Genomic DNA, 10,389 nt, shown 5'->3' with positions numbered 1-10,389 from the left:
TGAGCATAGTACAGAAGTTCGAGTCAATTACTGGCGGTTAATAAATTATTTATGAATTCCGCGAATTAAGAGGAAAATGAACCGGAGACAGGCAGAGGACACAGAGGAGGAAATGAGATAAATAAGACTTTGAGAAGGTTCGATCGCCCTATAGCGATCCTAAATCATTTGTGAACTTTTTCTTACTCCCTCCCCTTACTAAGGGGAGGGTTGGGGTGGGGTAAAAAACTTTACGACTCCTGCAAGGACTGCTATAGAACGCTTTAGATCGACTTAGCTTAGGGATATTACTACGAGGTTTCAATGTCTAACTTAAATGGAAAGGTCATTATTATCACTGGAGCCAGTAGCGGCATTGGTGAAGCCACTGCTAGATTGCTTGCTAAAAACGGTGCAAAAGTTGTTTTGGGAGCGCGCCGCACCGATCGCCTAGAACTTATCGCCAAGGACATCCGTGCAGAGGGTGGAACGGTTGAATTCCAGGCTCTGGATGTGACACAACGCAGTCAATTGGAGGATTTCGTCAAATTTGCCCAAACTAAGTTCGATCGCGTAGATGTGCTGATTAACAATGCTGGCGTCATGCCGCTATCCGCACTCGAACAACTGAAAGTTGAGGAATGGGATCAAATGATTGATGTCAATATCAAAGGTGTTTTGTATGGAATTGCTGCCGTACTTCCGGTGATGAAAGCACAAAGATCGGGACAGATTATTAATCTTTCTTCAATTGGCGGACACGCAGTTTCTCCTACTGCTGCTGTTTACTGTGCGACTAAATTTGCGGTTGGCGCAATCTCAGAAGGATTGCGACAAGAAGTCGGCGGCGATATTCGGGTGACGGTGATTTCTCCAGGAGTCACGGAGTCTGAGTTAGCTGATAGCATCAGCGATGAAGCTGCGAGAAAGGGAATGCAAGAATTTAGAAAAATAGCGATTCCTGCTGCGGCGATCGCCCGATCGATTTTATTTGCGATCGACCAACCTGATGATGTTGATGTCAGCGAAATCATCGTCAGACCCACCGCCAGCCCTTACTAACGAACCTAAATTACCCTTCGCTCACAAACAGGAGAACAGCAAATGCTAGGAAACACATCTATCGAACAGAACCAACCAATGCGTCTCTCCTACGGACTGGCCGCTTTGAGCCAAGGCGATCGCCTCGTTCCCTGGACATTCGAGCGGCGGGCATTGCGACCAGACGACATTGCCGTGAAGATCCAGTTCTGTGGCGTATGCCATAGCGACCTCCACGCTATTCGGGGGAATAGCCGTTTTCCTTTAGTTCCAGGTCACGAGATGGTGGGAGAGGTAACGGCGATCGGCGCGGATGTCACGAAATTCCGAATAGGCGATGGCGTAGTAGTGGGCAACATCGTCGATTCCTGTCGCCAATGCCCACCGTGCAAAAGCCATCTAGAACCGTATTGCCAGGAATTTCCGACGACTACCTATGATGGCATCGACAGGCACGACGGCAGCATCACGCGCGGTGGCTACTCGAACGAATATGTCGTTAATACCGATTTCGCCTATCACCTGCCCGCCAATCTCGATCCGGCAAGCGTAGCACCGTTGGTCTGCGCGGGGGTGACAACCTGGTCGCCACTTCAGCATTGGAATGTGGGACCCGGTAAGACCGTTGGTATTGTCGGGCTGGGCGGTCTCGGTCACATGGCGGTAAAATTCGCTCGTGCTCTGGGCGCTCATGTCGTGCTATGGAGCACGTCTCCAGAAAAACTTGCCGATGCACTGGCGCTGGGAGCACACGAGGCGATCCTGTCAACTGATGACGAGCTAATGGCAGGTCAAGCATTCCGCTTCGATTTCATCCTCGATACGGTCTCGTCCCGACATCCGCTCAACCCGTATCTGCGATCGCTCAAGCTCGACGGTACGCTCTGCTGTCTTGGCATTCCCAAGGACATGGATTTCAGCCCCGTCCTCCTGACGATGGGACGGCGGCGGCTGACAAGTTCAGGCTCCGGAGGTACGCTGGAAACCCAAGAGATGCTGGACTTCTGTAGCAAGCACAATATTGCAGCCGATGTCGAAATCATCTCGGCTGCGGAGATCGAGGACGGTTTTGAACGGCTGGAACGGGGAGATGTGCGCTATCGCCTGGTAATCGACATGGCTACGCTGAATGCCCCAGCCGAATCAGAACTTGCTTGAAATAAGCCATTTCTTTGAAATTTAGGGGCGATCGCTATTTTGAGATTTAAATAATTCGCCGTTTCTTCAACTCTTTATGACGAGGTATATAGTGATGAATTTTCTAGGTAAAACCCAAGAAGAATATACAGCAAATCAAGCTTTTGCGGCTCATCTGGCACTGATTGGCAAGGATATCCCAGCTTGGGTAAATTTATTTGCCGAAAATGCAGTTGTTGAATTTCCCTATGCTTCTGCTCTCGGTTCACCAGAACGATTAGAAGGCAAATCTGCCATCTACAACTACATGAAAGATGTGCCAGCACAGATGCAAAACTTGATATTTACGAATGTTCGCGAATATCAAACTTCAAATCCTAATTTTTTATTGGCTGAGGTGCATGGCGAAGCCGTAATTGCCGCTACAGGTTGCCACTATCAGCAAGATTATGTGATGCGACTGGAAACCAAGGATGGAAAGATTGTCCATTACCGCGAATACTGGAACCCTATTCCCGCGATTGAGGCATGGGGCGGCACCCAAAATTTACGCGAATCTTTCAATGCAGAGTAATAGACTTCTCCCAAAAAGTCAGTGTGGAACAGCCATCCTGCCTGTTCCACAATAATTATGGTAAATGTCTAATAGTTTGTCATTTTTTTGACAGCACACTAATAGGAAAGAGAGCAGAGAATGAAAATTGTAATTGCAGCCGCATCCGGCAATATTGGACGACGTACTGCTGATAAAATCATCCAGGCTGGAGTCGAAACTATTCTCTTAGCAAGACATCCAGAAAAGTTAGCAGATTTAGTCGATCGAGGTGCTACGGTGAAATCGATCGGCAGTGATGACGCTCAAGGGTTAATTGAAGCAACGCAAAACGCAGATGCTTTGTTTTGGCTGACTCCACCGAAACTCGATACACCAAGCTTGTATGACTGGTACATTCAGACAGCGATGGCTGGCGCAAACGCCGTGCGTGAAAATGGCATCAAGCGAGTTGTCAACATTTCCAGCATTGGTGCGGGTTCCGCATCAAACTTGGGTACAGTTTCATTTAGTGGAAACGTTGAATCGATTTTTAACCAAACTACAGCAAATGTGCTGCATCTGCGTCCGGGCTATTTCATGGAGAATTTCCTGGCTCAAGTGGAGTTTATTCAGGGCGATCGCACCGTATACTTCCCCTATGCCAATGACCACGATATTCCCTGGATTAGCACTGATGATATCGGCGATGAGGCGGCAAGATATCTACTCGACGATAGTTGGGCCCGTAAGTGGACTCGCAATTTGATGGGCCCAGAAAATTTAACGCTTTTGGAAACAACTGCTATTCTTTCACAATTGCTCTCACGCCCGATCGAATACGTGCAAGTGACAGTTGAATCAATGCAGCAGCGCCTGGGATTGATGGGAGCAACGCCTGATGTCCAACGAGAGTTAGGGAATCTGTTTCGCGCCCTCGGCGATCCTGACGGAATTTATGCCACAGCACGAACACCTGAAGCAGTTACACCAACAACGTTTGAGCAGTTTGCCAAAAAGAAACTGCTTTCAAATATCTGCTGAATGCTATTACCAAAACCTCGGAGAGATGAACTGGAAAACCATACTTTTGTTTATCGTCGGTGCCACACTTCTAACTCTGTTGAGCGGTTGTTTGATGGCCGCCAACCTGCTACCGCTTAAAACTGAGATCGCCTACAGCGAAGCGGAACGGAGCTTTTTGAAGATTTGGATACAAGTTGCGATCGTGATTGGCTTACTGTTACCGGGAGTTGCATTTTTGGTGTGGATACGTCACCCCAACCTGCGGGCTGTTTTTGGATTCTATTTGTTAGTTATGGGAATTCAAATTGTCACGGAGCAACTTTGCAATCGCATTTTTTATGCTCCCGTTTGTTTGTTAGTTATCATTGGCACTATTTACACCACATTTCGAGTTTGGCAACTGTGGGAGAGTCAACAGTTTTTAAGGGCGAACGCTCAAAGCCGTAACGTTAGCTTTGCTGTCGCACAAGGCTTACTGTGGCTGATGCTGTTGTTTTGGTCAGCAAACTTAATTTTCCTTCTCGTAGTTGGCTGGTTGAGGATTTTATAGCTTGCGCTCCGCACCGAATGCCGAAAACCAGAATTATCAAGGTAAATCTGAAGGTAATGGTTGAAATGAATTTCTCCATGCGTGCATTCCCTTATACTCTCAATACAAGTCTTTCGGGATTTTCGGGATTGGGAACTAAACGCTGATTCTTGCAATCTACCAGCAAATCTAATGTTTCTAACACGGTTTGACCGATTAGCACCATATCGCCTAAAACCATTGCCGCCTCAATCGTCTCGCGCCCTTCCAGTTCAATCAAAATAGGCCCGGTCAATCCCACAGTTTCTTGTCTGCCATCAGCATATTTTGCTATTTCTTGACTCCGAATTCTTAAGCCGAGGTGTTCGCAGACTTCTACAGGAATTGCTGTGCGTACTGCACCAGTATTTATCACTGCTTCTACTTCGTAAACGCGCAAAAGATTCGGATTGAGCAATCCTCGATTAACCAAGCCTTCATCAATTGCATTCGTGAGCTTGACTTTGACTCGAACTGCGCCCGTATTTTTGCTGAATTGAATTAGATCGCAATTTATCATAAAAATCGCCTCTCTTTTCGTCTATAAAGTCTACCTTTGATTCTAGCTTTAATCTGTAGTAGTAAGGTGCGCAGTGCGCACCCTACAAGCAGAGTCTGTGCCTCAGTCTTGATTACTAATCTTCAGCATAGATATACCGATACAATTCGCTCGGATCTGGCTCGGGGCTTTTCTCTGCAAAATCTACCGCATCATCAATTACAGCTTCAATCTTTTTCTCGATCGCCTTTAATTCTTCAGCAGTAGCCAAAGTGCGATCGATCAAATCAGCCGCCAACTTCTTGATTGGATCGCGGGGGAACCAATATTCTTTCTCTTCTTTAGAGCGCAATTCATCAGGATCTGCCAAGGAATGGCCGCGAAAACGATAAGTCAAAGCCTCGATCACAGTCGGCCCTTCGCCGGCCCGCGCCCGCGCTACAGCTTCCTTCGCGACTTCCCGCACCGCCAAAACATCCATCCCGTCAACCTCGACTCCAGCCATGCCAAAAGCATGAGCTTTCTTGTAAATCAGCGGGTCAGAAGTAGCTCGCTCGTGGGCCATGCCGATCGCCCATTTGTTGTTTTCCACAACATAAAGAATCGGCAATTTCCACAAAGCAGCCATATTCAAACACTCGAAAAACTGCCCGTTATTTGCAGCACCATCGCCAAAAAAACAAGCAGTTACGCCATCGGAACTTTCATCTCCCAAAGCTTCGCGCCGGTACTTCGATTGAAAAGCCGCCCCGGTAGCTACAGGAATCCCCTCAGCCACAAAAGCATAGCCTCCCAACAGCCGGTGTTCTGCCGAAAACATATGCATCGAACCGCCGCGGCCCTTCGAGCAACCGGTTTCCTTTCCGAACAACTCCGCCATTACTTCCCGCGCCGGTACGCCCGCGCTCAAAGCGTGAACGTGATCGCGGTAGGTGCTGCTGACATAATCGGTACTATCGCGGCGCATCGATCGAATCACGCCAGTCGAGACAGCTTCCTGTCCGTTGTACAAGTGGACAAAACCAAACATTTTGCCCCGATAGTACATCTCAGCACACTTGTCCTCAAAAAAGCGCCCCAAAACCATATCCTCGTAGAGCATCAAGCCCTCATCCCGAGAAATAGTTACGCTTTGTGCGTCAAAAACTGGTAAAGTCCGTTCCATAAAAAATTAATACCCGATCGGCTTGTTAGACAGGTGGCATCTTGCCATACTCAACTCAATGTAAACCGAGAGTGGACAGAACCGCAGCAGAAAACGATCGCACATTTTCTGTGCAGCCGATAGTTCGTTGGTGAACTACCCCAGCCTACTTCCTTCGAGCTGCGCTCTGGGGTCGTTGAGGGTAGGGCTTCCAGCTTCGACGGGGAGAGCCTTAGAGACGGATGACTTACGCCTTCCACCCTTCGGACTTACCTTCCCTCCACTAGCAGTAGCGCTAGTTCCTAACGCTAAAATACGTAGCCCTTCATTTCGGATATTGAGCGCCGCATTCACATCTCGGTCATGCTTTGTTCCGCAGCTTTGACACTGCCATGAGCGAACATCTAAAGGCAAGCTACCAACTCGATTGAGACAGACTGAGCAGGTCTTAGAAGATGGGAAAAAACGGTCTACTTCAATGTAGACCTTTCCATCAAACCCTGCTTTATATTTCAACATTCTGGTGAATTCTGCCCAACTAGCATCGCTGATTGCTTTAGCCAGATTGTGATTTTTCACCATATTCTTCACTGCCAAGTTTTCAACGCAGATGACTTGGTTATCGTTCACCATTTTGCGTGAGAGCTTATGCAGGAAGTTTTTTCGGGTATTAGCAATCCGCTCGTGGACTCTCGCCACAATGCGTTTCGCCTTCTTTCGAGTATTTGAGCCTTTGACTTTACGTGATAGCTTTTGTTGCTTGCGCTTCAAGTTTTTCGAGCGCTTTTTTAATATTCGTGGGTTGTCAAACTTGGAGCCGTCGGAGGTGATGGCAAAGTGACTCAATCCTAAATCAATCCCTACCGCTTTGCCCTCACTTGAAGATTCAGCTTCTGGTTTACCATCATCAAATAGCAAGGAAGCAAAATACTTACCTGACGATGTTTGAGAGATAGTAACAGTCTTTAACTCACCCTCAAAAGTGCGGTGAATTTTAGCGGTCACCACCCCGATTTTAGGTAGTTTTAAGCCAGCATCCAGTATTTCGGTATGTTGAGGATATTGGATCGACTGTTTCCCGTGCTTCGATTTGAAGTTTGGGAAAGCGGCCCGACCTTCAAAGAAATTGATAAAAGCCCGTGAAAGATTGAGTGACACCGATTGCAGCACTTGACTGTAAGGTTCCTTCAACCATTCAAATTCTTTTTTTAATCCTGGTAAACGGTCATTCATCCCTTGCCGAGATAATCCTTTCCCAGTTTCTTTGTAGAGTCGATTGGTTTGGGCAAGCGAATTATTCCAGAACCAACGGGCACAGCCGAAAGCCTTTGCTAGCGCTTCCTTTTGTGTGTTGTCTGGATAAATTCGTACTTTGGCTGCTTTTTTCACATTTCTAATTTAACATAAATCTAAGAAAGTGGTAAATGTGCTTTTGACAGTACGCCGTGATTGTTTGTGGATTCTGCTTCGCTGTATCCAAGAGCCTCTCATCCCCCACCTGCTACATTACCGTGCATCGCTTCGCTGTTCCTTCCCGTGCGCTCTTGTGGGGGAGTTCCCGGCGAATTGTTAAAATGAACTTTGGGGTGTCAAAAGTGAGCAGGGGGAGAACCAACCCCATCAAAACCCGATTAAGTTGTCAGCAATGCTTTTGTTACAAACCAACCTTAGCTAAGATAGGCTAATTCAGTTGCTAGCGCTTTGGGGAAGTGGACGCTGTGTTAATTCCACTAGATTACTACCGTATTTTGGGTCTACCGATTCAAGCTACTGCCGAACAGTTGCAGCAGGCTCACCGCGATCGCACTTTACAGCTTCCACGCCGGGAGTATTCCGAAGTTGCGATCGTCGCCCGCAAACAACTGCTCGATGAAGCCTGCGCCGTTCTGTCAGACTCAGACGGGCGCAAAGCTTATGATGTCAGTTTTTTAGCCAAAACTTACGATCGAGAGTCGGAAGCAGCAATTGCAGCCAAGCAGAGGTCGAAAACCTCAGCAGGGCAAGCCACAGTTTTGCAAGATGACGCAGGAGAAACCCCTCCGGCCGAGTCCAATGCTTTAGACGCTGCTCCTGACCCACACACTCCAAGTATTGAAATCGATGACAACCAATTCGTAGGAGCTTTGCTCGTACTGCAAGAACTGGGGGAATACGAACTCGTACAGAAACTGGGTCGCCCGTATCTCAACAATGGCAGCATCGCGATCGAGGAAGGCCGCTTCGGCGACCAAGAGCTCGTGCGGCCAGATATAGTTTTAACCGTAGCCCTGGGCTGCCTAGAACTCGGCCGCGAACAATGGCAGCAAGGTCAATACCAAAATGCTGCCAAATCACTAGACGCAGGTCAAGAACTGCTGCTGCGCGAAAGCTTATTTCCAAGCGTGAGGGGTGAAATGCAAACCGATATATACAAACTCCGTCCGTACAACATTTTAGAATTACTATCGCTCCCCGAAGAAAAAGTCTCGGAGCGCCGTCAGGGACTGCAAATCCTGCGAGAAATGCTAGAAGAACGGGGCGGTATCGATGGCTCGGGGGACGATCGATCGGGTTTAGGCATAGAAGACTTCCTCCGCTTCGTCCAGCAACTGCGCAAACACCTAACCAGCAGCGAGCAGCAGACCCTATTTGAAACCGAAGCCGGCCGCCCCTCCGCAGTGGCCACTTACCTCTCGGTCTACACCCTGCTAGCCCAAGGATTTGCCACCAGAGGGCCCGCGATGATCCGCCGCGCCAAGCTGATGCTGATGCAGCTCGGCCGCCGCCAAGACGTTCACCTCGAAAAAGCCGTGTGTTCGCTGCTGCTGGGCCAAACAGAAGAAGCCAGCAGAGCCCTCGAACTCAGTTCGGAAAAAGAACCCCTCGCCTTCATTCGCGAACATTCCCAAGATTCACCCGATTTGTTGCCAGGACTGTGCTTGTACGCCGAACACTGGCTGCAAGAAGAAGTGTTTCCTCACTTCCGCGACTTGGCAAATCAGTCAGTCTCTTTGAAAGATTACTTTGCCGATCCGAAAGTCCAAGCTTACCTAGAAGCTTTGCCCTCAGACGCAGAAACCGCTAACGAATGGGTCGTCGTCCAACCCCGATCGGGCAAACCTCAAGGGAAACTGCAACCAGCAGGCGATCGCCCGCCCGCACCACCACAGCCTCCGGCAGCCAAACAGGCAGCGAGTGCCGTAACCTTGAGCCCCGTACCAGTAGATAGATCCAGCGCAGATTCAGCGCCGAAATACCAGGCAACGGCGGCCCGAATCGGTGCGGCCTCCGCCGTCTCTCTCCCGACAACTACGGCGGGACGCCCCGCAGCCTCGACCTCCAAACCGCGCAGGAGTCCCAGTTCGAGCCGACGCAGCGGAGCGATCGGTCAGGGGTTAACAGGCTCTTTTGCCGATCGGGCGCGCACCCTAGCCGCCCAAATAGGAGCCCAAGTCAAGTCCCTGCCACCAAACAAGCTGGCTCTGCTTGTCGTCGCAAGTGTCCTGAGCCTGTTAATCCTGTGGTGGATACTCAGCCTGCTGGCGAGTGCCATGCAAGCTTTGTCGGGCCCATCCCTGCAAGGAGAACAAGCCTCCGTCAGCTTGGAAGCACCGCCCATAGAGATTCCCGATGCTGCGGCTGCCCCAGAGCCCAAAGCCGCCGCCCCCGCGCCAGTCTCCGGAGCAATCACCGATCAAGCAGCAGGACAAATAGTGCAAAGCTGGCTGTCGGCGAAAGCAGCGGCTTTGGGCCCCAACCACGCTGTCGAAGAATTACAGCAAGTTCTCACAGAACCGGCTTTGTCTCGCTGGCAATTGATGGCAGATGCTCAACAAAAAAACAACGCCCACCAGCGTTACGTGCACAAGCTAGAAGTTAAAGGAGTTAAGGCGAATCCGACAAATCCCGATCGCGCCGAAGTAGAAGCCCAAGTCAGCGAAAAAGCCGAAACCTTCGATCGCGATCAGCTAGTTACTTCGCGCAACGAAAACCTGCGCATCCGCTACGACTTGATCCGTCAAGACGGACAATGGCGGATTATGGATTGGCAAGTGATGAAGTAGGGAATTGGGCATTGACTTGCGCAGGTCATAGGTGTCAACTTAACGCACAACCCATAGTCCGGCAGGGAATGAATTCCCTGCCTCAAAGCCAAAGTCCTCTCAAAGAAGACTGAAGAACTCATTAGTCTTCTTCGAGAGGACTTTCGCTTTCTCGACAGGGGTTTCAACCCCTGGCGGACTAAAAGCTTAAGTTGACACTCCTTGAGCACTAGCGTGTCCTAATTTTGAGTAATATTAATCCCAGTGCCACCGGATTTGATAACGAATAACCAACAACCAATAACAAATAACCAATAACCAACAACCAATAACCAACAACCAATAACCAATAACCAACAACCAATAACCAATAACCAATAACCAACAACCAACAACCAATAACCAATAACCAATAACCAATAACCAACAACCAATAACCAA

Annotated in this window: 9 protein-coding genes and 1 pseudogene; 6 read left to right on the top strand and 4 right to left on the bottom strand. The window is 49.0% G+C overall.

Going from position 1 to position 10,389, the window contains the following annotated elements; all coding sequences use genetic code 11:
• Positions 1–303 precede the first annotated feature (303 nt).
• From QT974_RS23995 to QT974_RS23975, 5 genes are all read left to right on the top strand, one after another.
• The gene (locus tag QT974_RS23995; protein WP_333470922.1) at positions 304–1,041 is read left to right on the top strand and encodes an SDR family oxidoreductase; all 738 of its coding nucleotides are present in this window, start codon (positions 304–306) and stop codon (positions 1,039–1,041) included.
• A 42-nt stretch (positions 1,042–1,083) separates the two neighbouring features.
• Positions 1,084–2,178, top strand: coding sequence for an NAD(P)-dependent alcohol dehydrogenase (locus QT974_RS23990; protein WP_333470921.1), 1,095 nt, complete (start codon positions 1,084–1,086; stop codon positions 2,176–2,178).
• Between the two features lie 94 nt (positions 2,179–2,272).
• Entirely contained in the window at positions 2,273–2,731 is a 459-nt protein-coding gene (locus QT974_RS23985; protein WP_333470920.1) for a nuclear transport factor 2 family protein, read from the top strand.
• Positions 2,732–2,851: 120 nt separating this feature from the next.
• Positions 2,852–3,733, top strand: coding sequence for an NmrA family NAD(P)-binding protein (locus tag QT974_RS23980; RefSeq protein WP_333470919.1), 882 nt, complete (start codon positions 2,852–2,854; stop codon positions 3,731–3,733).
• Positions 3,648–4,265, top strand: coding sequence for a hypothetical protein (locus tag QT974_RS23975; protein WP_333470923.1), 618 nt, complete (start codon positions 3,648–3,650; stop codon positions 4,263–4,265). The genes QT974_RS23980 and QT974_RS23975 overlap by 86 nt, the downstream gene beginning before the upstream one ends.
• A 91-nt stretch (positions 4,266–4,356) precedes the next feature.
• Here the strand turns inward: QT974_RS23975 and QT974_RS23970 are convergent, their stop codons facing one another.
• From QT974_RS23970 to QT974_RS23960, 3 genes are all read right to left on the bottom strand, one after another.
• Positions 4,357–4,803, bottom strand: coding sequence for a clan AA aspartic protease (locus QT974_RS23970; protein ID WP_333470918.1), 447 nt, complete (start codon positions 4,801–4,803; stop codon positions 4,357–4,359).
• A gap of 115 nt (positions 4,804–4,918) precedes the next feature.
• Complete coding sequence (pdhA, locus tag QT974_RS23965) at positions 4,919–5,947, bottom strand: pyruvate dehydrogenase (acetyl-transferring) E1 component subunit alpha (protein WP_333470917.1); 1,029 nt, start codon at positions 5,945–5,947, stop codon at positions 4,919–4,921.
• 135 nt (positions 5,948–6,082) lie between these two features.
• Complete coding sequence (locus QT974_RS23960) at positions 6,083–7,315, bottom strand: RNA-guided endonuclease InsQ/TnpB family protein (RefSeq protein WP_333470916.1); 1,233 nt, start codon at positions 7,313–7,315, stop codon at positions 6,083–6,085.
• Positions 7,316–7,644: 329 nt separating this feature from the next.
• On the opposite strand from QT974_RS23960, the gene QT974_RS23955 reads away from it, so the two are divergent.
• On the top strand, positions 7,645–9,969 hold the full coding sequence (locus tag QT974_RS23955; protein ID WP_333470915.1) for an IMS domain-containing protein: 2,325 nt from the start codon (positions 7,645–7,647) through the stop codon (positions 9,967–9,969).
• A 218-nt stretch (positions 9,970–10,187) separates the two neighbouring features.
• Here the strand turns inward: QT974_RS23955 and QT974_RS23950 are convergent.
• Positions 10,188–10,389, bottom strand: a pseudogene (locus QT974_RS23950) (hypothetical protein); the annotation flags it as partial.

The sequence above is a fragment of the Microcoleus sp. BM001215392 genome, assembly GCF_036700185.1.
In the GTDB taxonomy this organism is placed as follows: domain Bacteria; phylum Cyanobacteriota; class Cyanobacteriia; order Cyanobacteriales; family Microcoleaceae; genus Microcoleus.
This window is presented reverse-complemented; position numbering and strand designations above follow the sequence as displayed.

Coding starts and splice junctions, on each gene's coding strand:
- QT974_RS23995 (WP_333470922.1), top strand. CDS start 304: ATGTCTAACTTAAATGGAAAGGTCATTATTATCACTGGAGCCAGTAGC.
- QT974_RS23990 (WP_333470921.1), top strand. CDS start 1,084: ATGCTAGGAAACACATCTATCGAACAGAACCAACCAATGCGTCTCTCC.
- QT974_RS23980 (WP_333470919.1), top strand. CDS start 2,852: ATGAAAATTGTAATTGCAGCCGCATCCGGCAATATTGGACGACGTACT.
- pdhA (WP_333470917.1), bottom strand. CDS start 5,947: ATGGAACGGACTTTACCAGTTTTTGACGCACAAAGCGTAACTATTTCT.
- QT974_RS23985 (WP_333470920.1), top strand. CDS start 2,273: ATGAATTTTCTAGGTAAAACCCAAGAAGAATATACAGCAAATCAAGCT.
- QT974_RS23975 (WP_333470923.1), top strand. CDS start 3,648: ATGCCACAGCACGAACACCTGAAGCAGTTACACCAACAACGTTTGAGC.
- QT974_RS23970 (WP_333470918.1), bottom strand. CDS start 4,803: ATGATAAATTGCGATCTAATTCAATTCAGCAAAAATACGGGCGCAGTT.